This is a genomic window from Chryseobacterium daecheongense, from assembly GCF_003729955.1.
Lineage (GTDB): Bacteria > Bacteroidota > Bacteroidia > Flavobacteriales > Weeksellaceae > Chryseobacterium > Chryseobacterium daecheongense.
Genome location: NZ_RJTX01000004.1, coordinates 49,837 through 66,272, shown reverse-complemented (window position 1 = coordinate 66,272; position 16,436 = coordinate 49,837). Strand labels below are relative to the sequence as shown.

The following is a 16,436-nucleotide window of genomic DNA, read 5'->3' as shown; positions in this document are numbered from 1 at the left end:
GAATTTTATATTTTTAACGTAAAATTAACTTGACAAAATTTCCGAATTGTGAAAATTTACTATAAAATGATGTGACTTTATGTAACTCAGTCTTTCATTCACTTCCTTCCTTCCTTCCTTCCTTGGAATGTTGGTAGATTCTTAATTTAATGAGCTAGTAAAAACTTATTCTTCAATTTCGATGAGAATAGCTATTTTTGCAATTATCAAATGGAGCTTAAGGAAAAACAAAAGAAAATACTCGAGGTAGCAATAGAACTTTTCAAAGAGAAAGGTTATGTGGGAAGTTCAGTACGGGATCTTGCTACCAAGCTGAACATTAAGGCAGCGTCCTTGTATGCGCATATTCGTTCTAAAGAAGAAATTCTGGAATGGATATGTTTTGGTATTGCACAAGATTTCTTTGTTGAGCTTCAGGCGGTAAAAAATACAGAGATTGCTCCTAAAGAAAAGCTGAATTTATTAATTGATAAGCATTTGTCGGTTGTTCTTAAAAATCCGGATGTTACCCATATCTATTCCAATGAATGGAAACATCTGGAAGAAAGACTTTCGGAGTTTGTTGAGCTGCGAAAAAAATATCAGTTAGAAGTTGAGGAGTTGATTTCAGAAATTTACCACGCTCAAAATTGGGAATTGAAATCACCGGTTTTCACCACCAGATTTATTCTTCATACCCTTAATAATTCCTATTTCTGGTTCAAAAGAAATACTGAATCTACTATTGAAATCACTGATGAAATCAGGGACAAAATTCTTTACGGTCTTTTAGGAAATCAGAAATAACTTTGTCATTCTGACGAAGGAAGAAGCAGACTTCTTACTGCATAGGTTCAGTTCGGAATGGCAAACAGCTAATAAATCAGATCATTATTTAGAACTATTTAAAATGTGACGAAAATCATAAAAATTTTGTGGAGAAAGAAATTCTTTTTAAATTTACACCTAACAAATGTTAGTTAGTTTTATGGATTTTTCAGTTGAATATTTAAAGCTCGACCAGTTGAGACAGCTTCAGTCTGAGAGATTGGCAAATTTGGTCGGATATCTTGAGGCGAGATCGGAGTTTTACAGAGGAAAGTTGAATGAATTAGGAATATCATCTCAAGATATAAGGACAATTGAAGATATCACAAAACTTCCTATCACCTATAAACAAGATTTAAGAGATAACTATCCGTTTGGATTATGTACCGTTCCGAAAAATGAGCTTCAGAGAATTCATTGTTCAAGTGGAACTACAGGAAAACCAACGGTTGTAGGATATACTAAAGAAGATGTAGATCTTTTCAGTGAAGTAGTAGCAAGGTCATTAAATGCAGGAGGAGCAAAACCTGGAATGCAGTTGCATAATGCGTACGGTTACGGAATTTTTACCGGAGGTTTGGGCTTACATTACGGAGCAGAAAAATTGGGGATGAGCGTTCTTCCTATTTCAGGGGGAATGACAGCAAGACAGGTAGATCTGATTTTAGATTTCAAGCCTGAAGTCATTTGCTGTTCTCCGTCTTATGCCTTGACTATTGCAGATGAATTTGCTAAAAGAGGAATTACTGCGGAAGAAATTAGTTTGCAATATGCTGTTTTGGGTTCAGAACCCTGGACGGAAATTATCAGAGGCCACATTGAAGAAAAATTGGGAGTTCATGCCACCAATATTTACGGGTTAAGTGAAATTATCGGTCCCGGAGTTTCCATGGAGGATTTTGAGGAGAAAGGTGGAGCTTACATTTGGGAAGATCACTTTTACCCGGAAATTTTAGACCCGGTAACCAAACAACCGGTTCCTTTCGGAGAAGAAGGAGTATTGGTCATTACAACCTTAACAAAGAAAGCGATGCCACTTTTGCGGTATTGGACGAATGACATTACAAGCCTTTATTATGATCAGAACGCAAAGAGAACGATGGTTAAAATGAAACCTATTGTGGGAAGAGCGGATGATATGTTGATCGTAAGAGGTGTGAATGTATATCCGAGCCAGATTGAAGAAGCTTTTTCTCATGTGAAAGGAGTGGTTCCGAATTATTATTTAACTCCGATTGAAAAAGAACAAATGTGTGTGGCATTGGATATTGATGTTGAAATTGATGATGAGTTGGTAAAAGCACAGCAGCTTGTTATAAATACCGATGATTATCTTAATTTTGTCGGAAGCTTTGGAAAAAATATAGAAAACGAAATAAAAAAACGGGTAGGAATCACCACAACAGTGAAAATTCATGCTCAGGACAGTTTGCCTAAGTGCGAAGGCGGAAAAATTAACAGAATACTCAAAAAATAATGAATTCATTTTATAAGCTAAAAACTGTAAAGGTTCAGAAAGATACCAATGATGCAGTGAATGTAGCGGTGGAAATTCCTGAAGAACTGAAAGATAAATTCAGGTTCAAGCAGGGGCAGTATCTTAATTTTAAATTAATGATCGACGGAAACGAAGAACGCCGTTCCTATTCTATCTGCAATGCTCCAAGTGAAAAAAGCAACACTTTGGAAGTATTGGTGAAATTATTGGAAGGCGGAAAGGTTTCAGGATACTTCAATGAACATCTTCACATGGATGAAGTTCTTGAAGTAATGCCTCCGATGGGAAGTTTCAATACAACTTATCACCCAAGCAATGCCAAAACTTATATTGGATTGGCTGCGGGAAGCGGAATCAGCCCGATTCTTTCCAATATTAAAGAAAGCCTTTATCAGGAGCCCAACAGTAATGCTTACCTGTTCTACAGCAACAGGAGTATGAATCATGTGATGAAAAAGGCGGAAATCGACAGGTTGGTTGAGCATTTCAACGGAAGATTAAAAGTGATCTATCTGGTAAGCCGTGAAAAACATGAAGATCCTGTATTTGAAGGCAGAATTTCAGCTGAAAAATTAGAACAATTATTTGAAAAATATCCGGAGATCAATGTTCAGGAATCTACTTATTTTATCTGTGGACCTGCGGAAATGATCAAAGGGATCGCAGATTATTTAAAGAAAGACAAAAAGGTGCCTGCGATTCAGGTTTTATATGAATATTTCACTGCTCCTGATGAAGAAAACACAGAGGAAATGAGTGAAGAATTCAAGGCGATTGCCAATATTGAAAGTATGGTAACGGTGATCATTGATGATGATGAATATTCATTCCACCTGAATTCCAAAAAAGAAAGTATCTTAGATAAAGCATTGAAAGACAATCTTCCTGTGCCTTTTGCATGCAAAGGAGGAGTTTGTTGTACGTGTAAGGCGGAAGTTTTAGAAGGCGAAGTTTTCATGGAGAAGAATTTTGCGCTTACCGAAGAAGAAGTAGCCAGAGGTTATGTTCTGACATGTCAATGTCACCCAACAACCAATGTGGTGATGCTTAATTATGATGTTTAATAGAATTTGAAATGAGCTAATGTGTTAATTTGAAAATGCCATTATACGGTCATTAACTTTCAAATTATCTAATCTCAAATTTTCAAATTATTTAATTTTCAAATTCAAAAAAAAGATGGACTTAGAAAAATTTGTTCAATACGTTCACGAAGAAAATAAAGTAGAACCAAAAGATGTGATGCCTGATGATTACAGGAAACTACTGGTTCGTCAGATCTCACAGCACGCCCATTCTGAAATTGTAGGAATGCTGCCGGAAGCTAACTGGATTTCCAGAGCACCTTCTTTAAGAAGAAAAATGGCTCTTTTAGCTAAAGTTCAGGATGAAGCAGGACACGGATTATATCTGTATGCTGCAACCGAAACATTAGGAAACGGGACCATCAGAGCAGACAGAGATGCTACTTATGATGATATGCTTTCAGGAAAAGCGAAATATTCAAGTATTTTCAATTACCCTACCTTAAGCTGGGCGGATATTGGTGCAATCGGCTGGTTGGTAGACGGAGCAGCCATTATGAACCAGGTAATGTTGATGGGAAATTCTTACGGCCCTTATTCAAGAGCGATGGTAAGAATCTGTAAAGAAGAATCTTTCCACCAAAGACAGGGATACGAAATTTTAATGGCGCTTTGCCGCGGAACAAAACAGCAGAAAGAAATGGCACAGGCGGCGTTGAACCGTTTCTGGTGGCCGGCTTTAATGATGTTTGGGCCAAATGATGACAGCTCGCCTAACTCTAAAATTTCTATGAATTACAGAGTGAAAAGAGAAAGTAATGACAGTCTTCGTCAAAGATTCATTGATGTTACCGTTCCTCAGGCTGAATTCTTAGGATTAACGATTCCGGATAAAGACCTGAAATGGAATGAAGAAAGAGGTCATTATGATTTCGGTGAGCTTCCTTGGGATGAATTCATGGAAATCTTGAAAGGAAACGGACCTTGTAACAAGAAAAGATTACAGACCAAAGTAAAAGCGCAGCAGGAAAACCTTTGGGTAAAAGAAGCGGCAGCTGCTTTTGCGGAAAAACAGGAAAAAGAAGTAATATAATAATGTAACAATATACCGATGTAGCAATGCAACAATTATTACCATGTTAGCTAGTCAAAGTATTTCATTGGTAAACTGTTCACTGATACATTGTTAACTTAAAATTTGACTATGGCCAATTTAGATATGTGGGAAGTGTTTATTCAGACTAAACCGGGATTATCCCACAAACATGCCGGAACAGTTCAGGCGCCAACAGCGGAAATGGCATTACAGAATGCAAGAGACGTATATACCAGAAGAAAAGAAGGAACCTGTGTTTGGGTAGTTCCAAGTAAATATATTGTGAGTTCGGAAGGAATGGAGCAGGATGCGTTTTTCGATCCTGCGGATGATAAATTGTATCGTCACCCGACTTTCTATGAGATTCCTAACGATGTAAAAAACATGTAATATGAACGCATTATTCAATTATTTATTAAAGCTTGCGGATGATAGTTTCATCATGGGGCAAAGATTATCTGAATGGTGTGGGAAAGGTCCGTATCTGGAAGAAGATATTGCATTAACCAACATCGCTTTGGATGAACTGGGACAGGCCAATAATTTTTACCATTATGCTTCAAGAGTAGCCGACAATGGCAAAAGTGAGGATGATTTGGCTTTCTTAAGATATGAACATGAATATGTGAATGCTCATTGGGTAGAGTTGCCTAATGAAGATTATGCACAAACTGTTCTTAAAGTATATGTTTTCTCTGTATATCAGAAATTGATGTACGAAGCTTTGTCAAATTCTGCAGATGAAGAACTTTCTGCGATTGCTCAAAAATCATTGAAAGAAGTGAAATATCACTATACGCATGCTTCTTCATGGATGAAAATCTTCGCTCAAGGGACAGAAGAAAGCCGTGAACGTTTGGTAAAAGCTATAGATAATATCTGGGAATATACAAAAGGCTTATTCGCAAAAGTAGAAGGAGAAGATGATTTGATTGCTTTAAACATCGCTTCGAATGTTGATGAACTATACCAACAGTTTATTTCCATCACAGAAAAAGATTTCCAGGATTTTGGATTGGAATATTTAAAAGATCATTTCATGCAGCCAAAATCAAGAACCGGATATCATACGGAATATTTCGGATATATTATTTGTGAATTGCAATATATGCAGAGAGCTTACCCGGGGTGTTCTTGGTAAAATTCTAAATGTAACAATGCGTCTAACAGTATAATAACCGCACTGTCATGCTGAACTTGTTGAAGCATCTTATGATGCATTATAAATTGTAGATTTAAAAAGATTGAAAGATCCCATAGAAATATTAGAATTAGTTCCCGACCCGGAAATCCCGGTAATCAATATCGTGGAATTAGGCATTGTAAGAGATGCAAAAGTTACCGGTGAGAATTCTTGTGAGGTAACGATTACGCCTACTTATTCTGCCTGTCCCGCTATGTTTACCATTGAAGAGGATATCATAAAGATCATGAAAGAAAACGGTTGGGAAGCGAAAGTGGTAACCAAAATGTTTCCGATCTGGACAACAGACTGGTTAACCGATGAAGCACGAGAAAAACTTCGTGTCTACGGAATTACCCCTCCTGAAAAAGGAGCAGACGAACATCATATAGGAAAACCTAAAAAATGTCCTCGTTGTGGTTCCATGCACACCAAGCAGATCAGCAGATTCGGATCTACATTATGCAAGGCTTCGTATCAATGCTTAGACTGTTTGGAACCCTTTGACTATTTTAAATGTCATTAAAAATGATTAACTTTATAGAAATAATCATTTTGTATTAACTCATTAATAACCAATTCAATATGTATACACAACTCGATATTGAAACGCATTTTGACGGAAAACTCAAAATTGCCTACCTGAATCAACCGCAAACCATGAATGCGCTTACAAAGCCATCTCTATCGGATCTAAAAGACTTTATCAAAGACTGTAATGAAGACCCAACAGTAAGATGTATTGCAATTTCAGGAAGAGGAAAAGCATTTTGTTCCGGACAAAACTTAGATGACGCTTTCGTTCAGGGTAACGAACATCATGATAAATATATCGTTCGCAAGATCGTTGAAGATTATTACAACCCGTTAGTAACGGAAATTACACATGCTAAAAAGCCGGTTATTGCGTTGGTAAATGGTCCGGCAGTTGGAGCTGGTGCCATGTTAGCATTGATCTGCGATTTTGTTTTAGCGAATGATAAAGCATATTTCTCTCAGGCATTTTCAAATATTGGATTGATTCCGGATACAGGAGGAACTTACTTCTTGCCTAAATTGTTAGGAAGACAGTTGGCTACTTATTTAGCTTTCACAGGGAAAAAATTATCTGCTGAAGAATCCAAATCTTACGGATTGGTAGCAGAAGTTTTCAGCGAAGAAGAATTCATGCCGAAATCCATGGAGATTCTGGAGAAACTATCGAATATGCCTACAGCTGCTTTCAAACTGACCAAAAAAGCCTTTGCTCATTCGTATGACAATACATTGAGTCAGCAATTGGAGTTAGAAGCAGATTTACAACAAGAAGCTTCTGAAACAGAAGATTTTATAGAGGGTGTAAATGCCTTTTTACAGAAAAGAAAACCTAATTATAAAGGAAGATAAATTATGAGAAACTGGATGTTAGAAGTTAGGTGTTAGTCAGGCTCTAGCTTCTAATGTCTAATTTCTAACATCTATAATAAATGAAAAATATTGGAATTATTGGAGCAGGAACCATGGGTATAGGAATTGCTCAGGTGGCTGCAACAGCAGGATGTAAAGTAGTAGTTTACGATGCACAGGCTCCACAAATTGATAAAGCGCTTTCAGGCTTAGAAAAGACCCTCCAGAAACTGGTTGAAAAAACCAAAATTTCACAGGAAAAAGCCACAGAGATCAGAAATAATATCAGTAAAGCTGAAAATCTTCAGGGTTTAAAAAATTCAGATCTCGTGATTGAAGCAATTATTGAAAACAAAGAAATCAAAACCAAAGTTTTCACGGAGCTTGAAAACTATGTTTCAGAAGACTGTATCATTGGCTCCAATACATCATCCATTTCTATTACCTCTTTAGGTGCGGAACTTAAGAAACCGGAACGTTTCATCGGAATACATTTTTTCAATCCTGCACCATTAATGCCTTTAGTAGAGGTTATTCCATCTTTATTAACAGAAAAATCACTGGCGGAAAAAATATATAACCTCATGAAAGAATGGGGGAAAATGCCTGTGATTGCTAAAGATATTCCCGGATTTATTGTCAACAGAATTGCCCGTCCCTATTATGGAGAAGGATTAAGAATTGTTGAAGAAAACATTGCAACCCCTGAACAGGTGGATGAAGCAATGAGAACGCTTGGAAACTTCAAAATGGGGCCTTTCGAATTGATGGACCTAATTGGGGTGGATGTGAATTTCGCCGTAACGACAACGGTTTACAAAGACTACTTCTACGATCCGAAATACAAACCATCTTTATTGCAGCAACGTATGTCTGAAGCTAAACTTCATGGAAGAAAAACCGGAAAAGGTTTCTATGACTATAGCGAAGGAGCAGAAAAACCGGATGCACAGAAAGATGATGCTTTATATCAACAGATATTTTTAAGAATTATTTCAATGCTGATCAATGAAGCGGTTGAAGCGAAAAGATTAGGTGTTGCCAATGATGAAGATATAGAATTGGCTATGCAGAAAGGAGTGAACTATCCGAAAGGACTGTTAAGCTGGGGAAAAGAAATTGGCTATTCAAAAATTTCCGAAACCCTGCAAAGCCTTTACGAAGAATATCAGGAAGAAAGATACAAACAGAGCCCTTTGTTAAAAAAGCTATAAATGAAAATAGATAAGAAGAGGATAATAAAATGTCTGATGGTAGCTGTTTTTATGACAAGTATATTTATGTTGATAAAGCTGCCTGATTTTAAAAATTTCCAGATAAGGCTTTACGCATTATATTTCCTTGGAATATTTGTACTTTATTACCTTCTTGACGAATTGAACAATCTGAATCGAAAGAAAAAATCTCTAAATAAAAATATTAAATGACGCCGAGACAAGTTGCAGATTATATGCTTAATCAGGACTATTTCTCTCAATGGATGAATATCAGAATGATTGAGGTTAAAGAAAACTATTGCTTGATAGAGATGCCCATCAAAAAAGAGATGATCAATGGGCTTAAAACCGTTCATGGAGGGGTTACTTTTGCTTTTGCAGATTCTGCATTGGCCTTTTCATCTAACAACTCCGGAGAGGCTGCTGTGGCGCTGAACTGTATCATCAACTTTACCAAAGCCGGAAAAGAAGGTGATGTTTTCAGAGCAGAGAGTATCTTGGTGAACGAAACAAGAAAAACAGCTGTTTATGACATTAAGATTACCAATCAAAACGAAGAGCTGATTGCCAAATTTGTCGGAACAGTATATAAAATTGGAAAAAAAGTAACAGAACTATAAATAAGATTTTGGCAATAAGCAACAAGCTTTTTTTCGAAGCTGGCAAAACTTACTGCATATAGCTTAAAGCCTAAAGCAAAAATTATGAACAACGTATATATCATAGATTACATCAGAACTCCTATTTCAAAATTACAGGGAGGGTTATCAGAAGTCAGAGCCGATGATTTGGCAGCCATAGTGTTGAAAGAAATCGTAGCAAGAAACCCGGAAGTTCCTGTAGAAGAAATTGAAGACGTTATTTTCGGATGTGCTAATCAAGCTGGAGAAGACAATCGTAACGTAGCGAGAATGGGGCTTTTACTGGCCGGGCTTCCTTACAAAATCGGGGGAGAAACGGTGAACAGACTTTGTGCTTCAGGAATGTCTGCTGTAGCGAATGCTTTCAGATCTATTGCGGCCGGAGAAGGAGAAATTTATATTGCAGGTGGAGTAGAGCACATGACGCGTTCTCCTTATGTAATGTCAAAACCAAGTATGGCTTTCGGTAGAGACAGCCAGATGTTTGATACCACTTTCGGATGGCGTTTCATTAACCCGAAAATGAAAGAAATGTATGGTGTGGACGGAATGGGAGAAACTGCGGAAAATTTAGCGGATATTCACCAGATCAGCAGAGAAGACCAGGATAAGTTTGCCCTTTGGTCTCAGCAGAAAGCTACCAAAGCACAGGAAAGCGGAAGATTGGCAGAAGAGATCATAAAAGTTGAAATTCCACAGAAAAAAGGAGAGCCTATCGTTTTTGATAAAGATGAATTTATAAAGCCGACATCTTCTATGGAAGGATTAGGAAAACTTCGTCCTGCCTTCAGAAAAGAAGGAACGGTAACTGCAGGGAACGCTTCAGGAATGAATGACGGAGCTGCAGCTCTTATTCTGGCAAGTGAAGAAGCGGTAAAAAAATATGGTTTAAAACCAAAAGCTAAAATTTTAGGATCTTCCGTAGCTGGTGTAGAGCCAAGAATCATGGGAATCGGACCAGTGGAAGCTACTCAGAAATTATTAAAGAGATTAAATCTTTCTCTGGACGATATGGATATCATCGAATTGAACGAAGCCTTCGCGGCTCAGGCTTTAGCGGTAACAAGAAGTTTAGGGTTAAAAGACGATGATACGAGAATCAATCCAAACGGAGGAGCGATTGCTATAGGACATCCTCTTGGCGTTTCAGGAGCAAGAATTGTGGGTTCAGCCGCATTGGAACTTCAAAAGCAAGATAAAAAATATGCTTTGTGTACCCTTTGTATCGGTGTAGGGCAAGGATATGCAATGGTAATTGAAAAAGTATAAAATTTTTAATAAAAATTTCATGAACATCTATTCGTATCACGGAATTCGTCCCATTATCAAACCTTCTGCATATATCCATCCGCAGGCGGTAATTATCGGCAATGTGGAAATAGGTGAAGAAGTCTATGTTGGTCCTAACGCGGTAATCCGTGGCGATTGGGGTAAAATTTTGGTAAAAGACGGAGCCAATGTTCAGGAAAACTGTACCCTTCATGTATTCCCGAATATTGAAACCATCTTAGAAGAATCTGCACACATCGGTCATGGAGCTATTATTCATTCCGGGCATATCGGAAAAAATTGTCTGGTTGGGATGAATTCGGTAGTGATGGATAAGGCGGTGATCGGGGACGAATGTATCATCGGTGCGTTGGCTTTTGTTCCTGCTAATTTCAGAAGTGAACCGAGAAAACTGATTGTAGGAAGCCCTGCAAAAATCATCCGTGATGTTTCTGATGAAATGATCCACTGGAAAACAGAAGGAACAAAACTATATCAGGAATTGGCAAGAGAAGGAAAAGAAGCCATTCTGCCTTGTGAGCCATTCACAGAATATGTGAAGCAAGTCCCAACGAAAATTGTAGATTACAGCATCTGGGACGATGTAAAATAATAATTGCCGATCACAATATGAAATATCTGTTTTTTACCATTTTCTTTTCAGTACTGATCAATAGTCAGAAAATTCAGGATCAGTCAATTAATATTCAGCTTAAAAAAGAGTTGGCACAAATTGATAAAGATGATCAGATCTATCGTGAGTTTATGCTTCCTGACACATCACCAGAAAGAAGAAAAGAAATCATAAAAGAAAAAAATCTTACTCAGGAAGAGGCAACTGTCGGTTTGGGCAAAAAGATGGATCAGCAGGATGCAGAAAATCTGGCTAAGATTGAAAAAATAATAGCAAAATATGGTTACCCTGGGAAATCTCTTGTGGGAGAACCTGAAAATAAAACAGCTTGGCTGGTTATTCAGCATTCACCAAAGATCAATCAATATCTGCCACTAATTAAAAAAGCTGCCGAAGAAAAGGAGCTTCCTTTCAGATTATATGCAATGATGCTCGACAGACAGCTTGTACAGGAAGATAAAGAACAGATTTACGGAACCCAGGCCCGATCCTTTACAACAACAAAAGATGGTAAAACAGAAATGGTATGGATCATCTGGCCAATCAAAGACTTTATCAATGTAAATAGATTAAGAGAAGAAGCCGGGTTCGGACAAACAGTGCAGGATTATGCTCAAGGTATGCTAGGAAAAGACTTTGTATTTAAAAATTATACTTTAGAGGAAGCTTTACAACTTCAAAATCGTAATAAAAAGTAAATAACTATATGGAAAAATTAAAAAATTATATCTGCGGACAATGGATAGAGGGAACCGGAAACGGAATTCCTTTGTACAATGCCGTAAATGGAGAACAGGTGGCTGTCTCGGATACGGAGGGGCTTAATTTTGAACAAGCCCTTGATTTCGGAAGAACAGTAGGATACAAAAATCTTTCTTCCATGACTTTCTATGATCGTGGGGAAATGCTAAAAAAAGTAGCGCTTTACCTTCTGGAAAGAAAGAAAAAATATTACGAATTATCATATAAAACTGGAGCTACTCATGTTGATTCCTGGGTAGATATTGAAGGAGGTTTCGGAACTTTTTTCACTTATTCCGGATTGGCTAAAAGAATGCTTCCAAATACTCCGTTCTGGGTGGATGGAGATACACAGAAAATCTCTGCGAACGGAACCCATTTAGGAACTCATATTCTGACTCCAAGTGAAGGAGTTTCCATTCAAATTAATGCTTACAACTTTCCGGTTTGGGGAATGTTGGAGAAATTATCCACCTCATTATTGGCTGGTGTCCCTTCTATTGTAAAGCCGTCTCCTTACGGTTCTTATTTGACGAATGCAGTTTTCCAGGATATGATTGAAAGTGGACTTCTTCCTGAAGGAGCGCTCCAATTAGTTTGTGGGGAGCCAGGAAATATTCTGGATTATGTTCAGGATGGAGATTCGGTATTATTCACAGGTTCTGCGACTACAGGTAGAAAATTAAAATCTTTACCTTCGATTGCAGGAAATGCAGTACGCTTCAACATGGAGGCGGACTCATTAAACTGCTCTATCCTTGGTTTGGACGCAAAGCCGGGAACTCCGGAATTTGATCTGTTCATCAAAGAAGTCCGTAATGAAATGACGACTAAAGCAGGTCAGAAATGTACGGCGATCAGAAGAATTATCGTCCCCGAACATTTGATCGGAGACGTTCAGAATGCTTTATCTAAAGCTTTAGATCAAACTAAAATAGGAAACCCTTTAAGCAGGGAAACCAGAATGGGATCTCTTGTCGGAAGACAACAGTACGATGAGGTTCTTAGAAAAATTGATATACTGAAAGCAGAGACAGAGCTTGTGTATGACGGAAAACATGAATTGGTAGATGCAGATTATGAAAAAGGAGCATTCATGAGCCCTAAATTATTCCTGAATGACAAGCCTTTCGAAAAAAATATCTCTCACGACGTAGAAGCTTTCGGTCCTGTTTCTACTTTGATGCCTTATAAAGATGCAGAAGAAGCGGCAGCTTTGGCCAAAAGAGGAAAAGGAAGTTTGGTTGGTTCCATCGTTTCTTATGATAATGAATTCGTTGCAGAAACCTCATGGAAAATGGCTTCTCAGCACGGAAGAATTTTCGTATTGAACAGAGACAATGCTAAAGAAAGTACAGGTCATGGTTCACCACTTCCTACCTTGATGCACGGAGGTCCGGGTAGAGCAGGAGGAGGTGAAGAAATGGGAGGTTTGAACGGTCTTCATTTCTTCTTACAAAAAACAGCCATTCAGGGATCACCGGATATTTTAACAGCTATTACTAAAATATATCAGCAGGGAGCTGAGAAAAAATTCTCGGATAAACATCCTTTCCAGAAATATTTCGAAGAAGTGGAAGTAGGGGATTCTCTGGAAACAGCTGGAAGAACAGTTACGGATGCAGATATCGTGAATTTCTCCAATGTTTCCTGGGATCATTTCTATGCTCATACAGACGCAACAAGTTTAACGGGAACTATCTTTGATAAAACTGTGGCTCACGGATATTTCATCCTTTCAGCAGCAGCAGGATTATTTGTTTCAGGGAAAAAAGGACCTGTAATTGCGAATTACGGACTTGAAAACTGTTCATTCTTTAAGCCGGTTTATGCCGGTGATACGATCACAGTCTATTTAACGGCAAAGGAGAAGATCAACAGAGGGGTAAAGGGAAGAAATATTCCTTCAGGAGTGGTGAAATGGCTGGTTGAGGTTGTGAATCAACGTGAAGAAGTAGTTTGCGTGGCAACAATTTTAACATTAGTTGCTAAGCAATCTCCATTTATCGATCTGAAAATAAAAAGCATTGAAAAGATCCTTAACGGATTAACAGAAAATACAGAACCCAAATGGGGTAAAATGACCCCACAACAGATGATCGAACATCTTGAGCATGGTGTGTTGGTAAGCTTGGGTGAACCGGAAGCAGATAAATGCTTCACCCCTGAAGAACAGTTGGAAAAATGGCAGGATTCTTTATATAATCACAGAAAAATGCCGAAAGATTTTCCTGCTCCTTTCTTAGCTGAAGACGAAAAATTATTGGAGCTGAGACATAAAAATCTGGAAGCAGCAAAACAGTCTTTCATGGATACTTTAAAAAGATATTCAATTTACTATAAAGAAAATCCGCAGGCGGAACATATGAATTTTGTTTTTGGAAAGCTGAATAAAGAAATGTGGGAACTGATGCATAAAAAACATTTTACTCATCATTTTGAGCAGTTCGGATTGATTTAATTCAAATTAATTATAAAAAATCTCCCCTTCAATACTCACTTGGAGGGGATTTTTAGTCTAAATCTGCCTCCTGTTTTATTCGGTTCTTAAACTTAAAATATCCGTACATGACAAGAGGTAATGCAACTATCTGGAATATAAAAACAAGCAGTGAAGGAATCCCCTCAAGATGATTCTCATTAGCTTTTATAAAGAGCTGTTTGCCCAACGGACCGTTGGAGAATACCACAATATTGAACAAATTCCAGCCCAGATGAAGGCTTATAGGAAGATACAGGGATTTCGTTTTAGCAAAGGAAACAGCCAGCATCCATCCAAAAATGGCAGTCATCACGAAAATAATTCCCATCTGAAAAGGATTTCCAAAAGCATTATAAGAAAACCAGTGATACACGCCGAAACAGATTGCGGAAAAAACGCAGGCTTTAGTATTTCCCCATTTTTCAATGGCCAGATAAAGTAAGGCACCTCTGAAAAGTAATTCTTCAAATAATACGGATTTTACAACCCACCATGAGCTCATTAATGCAACGGAGAATGTTAATTGCTTGTTCAGTATCCAGCTGTTATTGATAAATACTGTTGTCATGATATGATAAAGACTACAGATCACTGCGGCCAAAAGAAAGCCAATGCTCCATTGAATGAATCTTGTTTGACTGGGCATAAATCCTAAAACGGAAAGATTCTTTTTTGCTATGAATTTAAGGATGAGCCATGAAATAATAAGCTCAATTATAATTCCAATCATTGGTTAAAAGTTTTAATATAATGAAAGTGTATTTCATTGAAAACGAAGATAGTAAAAAAAGACATCTGGAAATATGATAATTCAATAACAGTTTAGTCATAAATTGCTACATTGTTTTTTAATTCCATTCAAATGAAAACCCTTGCAGATAAAGTCATTGAGTTCAATAGAAATCTAAAGTACTCCGGAAATTTACCGGAAGGCTTTCAGGTATTGAATCCATACCTGGATAATCCTGAAACGATGGAAGTCATGCAGAAGTTTTATCACAAATACTATAATGATGCTCATCCGAGAAAATTTATTGTAGGAATTAATCCAAGCCGACATGGAGCAGGAGTTACTGGCGTTCCTTTCACAGATACTAAACGTCTCGAAAGTGCTTGCGGAATCAAAATGAAATCTGCACATACCCATGAAGTTTCTTCAGTTTTTATCTATGATATGATTGCAGAATATGGAGGCGTTGAGAAATTCTACAGAGACTGCTATATCAATTCACCATTTCCATTGGCTATTGTGAGGAAATCAAAGAATGGTTGGTTGAATGCGAATTATTATGATGATAAAAGACTATTTGAAGATGTGAAGGATTTTATGATTGATTCTTTAAAAAAACATATCAGTCTTGGTCTTGATACTTCAGAAGTATTTATCCTTGGAAAAAAGAATGCCGATTTTATCTCCAAATTAAATGCAGAAGAAAAATTGTTTGATACCATGACGGTTTTAGAGCATCCAAGATATATTCAGCAATATAAGTCCAAAGAAAAACAATTGTATATTGACAAATATATTGTAGCATTGAAAAGATAAAACCACCCTCCATCACACAGGGCAGTTTTATCATTAGTGTATTAGAATCGGTACAATCTTAATTCTAAATCGATTGTATTTAATTTTTAATGATTTTGTAAGATCCCGAGGAAGTTTGAATCAGATAAGTTCCCGTAGGAAGTTCGGAAATGTCTTCTCTGTTTTCTCCTTGTTTTACCTCTAATGATTTTACGATTTTACCGGTTTGATCATATATCTCAGCTTTACCGTTTTCATTACTGTTGATAATGAATGAGCCATGTGTTGGATTTGGATAGATACTGAGTTTGCTTTTTTGAGATTTTATCTCATTTGCTGCTAAAACAATTCCGGAATCTTTTACCCAAGTGAAAGAATCAAAGCCTCCGTAGGTAAAAGCTCCGCCTAGAGTAACCTGAAGCTGATCAATAACAATATTACTATAGTTTTGGCCATTCAGGTTGGTCATATCAATCAGTGTATACCCGTTTGTAGTTCCCAAACCTGTTGCAAATCCGGTAGTTTTTGTTTGGGTAAATTTTGTCGTACCTGATAATTTTCCTGTAATAGTAAGTGTTCCTGCAACATTTTGATTTAATGATGTATTAGATAAGAATATCCAGAATCTGTTTACTTTAAACAAGTTGGAAGTCGTTTTTATACTGAATGACGCGTCAGCCTGAGCCGAGGCGGAGTTATCAATATATCTGTTGTCATTTGCTGTACCATTCCATCCCGTTCCCGGATAATTGGCTTGAATATCAAAGGTTCCGACATGTGAAAGGATATTAAATATCACGCCGTTATCAGTAAAGCTTGCGCTGCTGTGAGATTCAGTTTCAAACTGCTCTGTGCTCGTCTGTCCAAATGAGAAAATCGATATGAAAAGACTGCATATAGCAAAAAATATAGTCCTTTTCATGATTGTAAGT

At 37.4% G+C, this 16,436-nt stretch carries 17 protein-coding genes; 15 read left to right on the top strand and 2 right to left on the bottom strand.

Annotated features, from left to right (window positions below):
* The first annotated feature begins 210 nt into the window (after positions 1-210).
* The 14 genes from EGI05_RS13650 (at position 211) to paaZ (ending at position 13,958) form a co-directional block, all read left to right on the top strand.
* On the top strand, positions 211-786 hold the full coding sequence (locus EGI05_RS13650; protein WP_123263607.1) for a TetR/AcrR family transcriptional regulator: 576 nt from the start codon (positions 211-213) through the stop codon (positions 784-786).
* 181 nt (positions 787-967) lie between these two features.
* On the top strand, positions 968-2,284 hold the full coding sequence (locus tag EGI05_RS13645; protein WP_123263606.1) for a phenylacetate--CoA ligase family protein: 1,317 nt from the start codon (positions 968-970) through the stop codon (positions 2,282-2,284).
* Positions 2,284-3,369, top strand: a complete 1,086-nt coding sequence (locus EGI05_RS13640; protein WP_123263605.1) for a 2Fe-2S iron-sulfur cluster-binding protein — start codon at positions 2,284-2,286, stop codon at positions 3,367-3,369. The genes EGI05_RS13645 and EGI05_RS13640 overlap by 1 nt, the downstream gene beginning before the upstream one ends.
* A 115-nt stretch (positions 3,370-3,484) precedes the next feature.
* Positions 3,485-4,423, top strand: a complete 939-nt coding sequence (gene paaA, locus EGI05_RS13635) for a 1,2-phenylacetyl-CoA epoxidase subunit PaaA (RefSeq protein WP_123263604.1) — start codon at positions 3,485-3,487, stop codon at positions 4,421-4,423.
* Positions 4,424-4,534: 111 nt separating this feature from the next.
* Positions 4,535-4,816, top strand: coding sequence for a 1,2-phenylacetyl-CoA epoxidase subunit PaaB (paaB, locus tag EGI05_RS13630; RefSeq protein WP_121462113.1), 282 nt, complete (start codon positions 4,535-4,537; stop codon positions 4,814-4,816).
* A 1-nt stretch (position 4,817) separates the two neighbouring features.
* Positions 4,818-5,567: a 1,2-phenylacetyl-CoA epoxidase subunit PaaC gene (gene paaC / locus EGI05_RS13625; protein ID WP_123263603.1), complete on the top strand. Its 750-nt coding sequence runs from the start codon at positions 4,818-4,820 to the stop codon at positions 5,565-5,567.
* A 103-nt stretch (positions 5,568-5,670) separates the two neighbouring features.
* Positions 5,671-6,135 (top strand): 1,2-phenylacetyl-CoA epoxidase subunit PaaD, encoded by a 465-nt coding sequence (gene paaD / locus EGI05_RS13620; RefSeq protein ID WP_123263602.1) that lies wholly within the window; start codon positions 5,671-5,673, stop codon positions 6,133-6,135.
* 59 nt (positions 6,136-6,194) lie between these two features.
* Positions 6,195-6,995, top strand: coding sequence for an enoyl-CoA hydratase/isomerase family protein (locus tag EGI05_RS13615; RefSeq protein WP_123263601.1), 801 nt, complete (start codon positions 6,195-6,197; stop codon positions 6,993-6,995).
* Positions 6,996-7,075: 80 nt separating this feature from the next.
* Positions 7,076-8,209, top strand: a complete 1,134-nt coding sequence (locus EGI05_RS13610) for a 3-hydroxyacyl-CoA dehydrogenase NAD-binding domain-containing protein (protein ID WP_123263600.1) — start codon at positions 7,076-7,078, stop codon at positions 8,207-8,209.
* Between the two features lie 209 nt (positions 8,210-8,418).
* Positions 8,419-8,832: a PaaI family thioesterase gene (locus EGI05_RS13600; RefSeq protein WP_123263598.1), complete on the top strand. Its 414-nt coding sequence runs from the start codon at positions 8,419-8,421 to the stop codon at positions 8,830-8,832.
* A gap of 84 nt (positions 8,833-8,916) precedes the next feature.
* Positions 8,917-10,122 (top strand): 3-oxoadipyl-CoA thiolase, encoded by a 1,206-nt coding sequence (gene pcaF / locus EGI05_RS13595; RefSeq protein ID WP_123263597.1) that lies wholly within the window; start codon positions 8,917-8,919, stop codon positions 10,120-10,122.
* 19 nt (positions 10,123-10,141) lie between these two features.
* Positions 10,142-10,735 carry an acyltransferase gene (locus tag EGI05_RS13590; protein WP_123264370.1) on the top strand — a complete coding sequence of 198 codons (594 nt, stop codon included), beginning with the start codon at positions 10,142-10,144 and terminating at the stop codon, positions 10,733-10,735.
* Positions 10,736-10,752: 17 nt separating this feature from the next.
* A complete protein-coding gene (locus EGI05_RS13585) occupies positions 10,753-11,454 on the top strand; it encodes a DUF6624 domain-containing protein (RefSeq protein WP_123263596.1) in 702 nt (233 codons plus the stop codon).
* Between the two features lie 8 nt (positions 11,455-11,462).
* On the top strand, positions 11,463-13,958 hold the full coding sequence (gene paaZ, locus EGI05_RS13580) for a phenylacetic acid degradation bifunctional protein PaaZ (RefSeq protein ID WP_123263595.1): 2,496 nt from the start codon (positions 11,463-11,465) through the stop codon (positions 13,956-13,958).
* 52 nt (positions 13,959-14,010) lie between these two features.
* Here the strand turns inward: paaZ and EGI05_RS13575 are convergent, their stop codons facing one another.
* Complete coding sequence (locus tag EGI05_RS13575; protein WP_123263594.1) at positions 14,011-14,709, bottom strand: CPBP family intramembrane glutamic endopeptidase; 699 nt, start codon at positions 14,707-14,709, stop codon at positions 14,011-14,013.
* A 132-nt stretch (positions 14,710-14,841) separates the two neighbouring features.
* Here EGI05_RS13575 and EGI05_RS13570 point away from each other — a divergent pair, with 132 nt between their 5' ends.
* Positions 14,842-15,525: an SMUG2 DNA glycosylase family protein gene (locus EGI05_RS13570; RefSeq protein ID WP_123263593.1), complete on the top strand. Its 684-nt coding sequence runs from the start codon at positions 14,842-14,844 to the stop codon at positions 15,523-15,525.
* Positions 15,526-15,604: 79 nt separating this feature from the next.
* Here EGI05_RS13570 and EGI05_RS13565 read toward each other — a convergent pair whose 3' ends face one another.
* The gene (locus tag EGI05_RS13565; RefSeq protein WP_123263592.1) at positions 15,605-16,426 is read right to left on the bottom strand and encodes a T9SS type A sorting domain-containing protein; all 822 of its coding nucleotides are present in this window, start codon (positions 16,424-16,426) and stop codon (positions 15,605-15,607) included.
* Positions 16,427-16,436 lie beyond the last annotated feature (10 nt).

Excerpts from the sequence above, each read along its gene's own strand:
- EGI05_RS13600 (WP_123263598.1), top strand. The coding sequence starts at position 8,419 with ATGACGCCGAGACAAGTTGCAGATTATATGCTTAATCAGGACTATTTC.
- pcaF (WP_123263597.1), top strand. The coding sequence starts at position 8,917 with ATGAACAACGTATATATCATAGATTACATCAGAACTCCTATTTCAAAA.
- EGI05_RS13590 (WP_123264370.1), top strand. The coding sequence starts at position 10,142 with ATGAACATCTATTCGTATCACGGAATTCGTCCCATTATCAAACCTTCT.
- paaA (WP_123263604.1), top strand. The coding sequence starts at position 3,485 with ATGGACTTAGAAAAATTTGTTCAATACGTTCACGAAGAAAATAAAGTA.
- EGI05_RS13565 (WP_123263592.1), bottom strand. The coding sequence starts at position 16,426 with ATGAAAAGGACTATATTTTTTGCTATATGCAGTCTTTTCATATCGATT.
- EGI05_RS13610 (WP_123263600.1), top strand. The coding sequence starts at position 7,076 with ATGAAAAATATTGGAATTATTGGAGCAGGAACCATGGGTATAGGAATT.
- EGI05_RS13645 (WP_123263606.1), top strand. The coding sequence starts at position 968 with ATGGATTTTTCAGTTGAATATTTAAAGCTCGACCAGTTGAGACAGCTT.
- EGI05_RS13640 (WP_123263605.1), top strand. The coding sequence starts at position 2,284 with ATGAATTCATTTTATAAGCTAAAAACTGTAAAGGTTCAGAAAGATACC.
- EGI05_RS13585 (WP_123263596.1), top strand. The coding sequence starts at position 10,753 with ATGAAATATCTGTTTTTTACCATTTTCTTTTCAGTACTGATCAATAGT.
- EGI05_RS13575 (WP_123263594.1), bottom strand. The coding sequence starts at position 14,709 with ATGATTGGAATTATAATTGAGCTTATTATTTCATGGCTCATCCTTAAA.
- EGI05_RS13570 (WP_123263593.1), top strand. The coding sequence starts at position 14,842 with ATGAAAACCCTTGCAGATAAAGTCATTGAGTTCAATAGAAATCTAAAG.
- paaC (WP_123263603.1), top strand. The coding sequence starts at position 4,818 with ATGAACGCATTATTCAATTATTTATTAAAGCTTGCGGATGATAGTTTC.
- EGI05_RS13650 (WP_123263607.1), top strand. The coding sequence starts at position 211 with ATGGAGCTTAAGGAAAAACAAAAGAAAATACTCGAGGTAGCAATAGAA.
- paaB (WP_121462113.1), top strand. The coding sequence starts at position 4,535 with ATGGCCAATTTAGATATGTGGGAAGTGTTTATTCAGACTAAACCGGGA.
- paaZ (WP_123263595.1), top strand. The coding sequence starts at position 11,463 with ATGGAAAAATTAAAAAATTATATCTGCGGACAATGGATAGAGGGAACC.
- EGI05_RS13615 (WP_123263601.1), top strand. The coding sequence starts at position 6,195 with ATGTATACACAACTCGATATTGAAACGCATTTTGACGGAAAACTCAAA.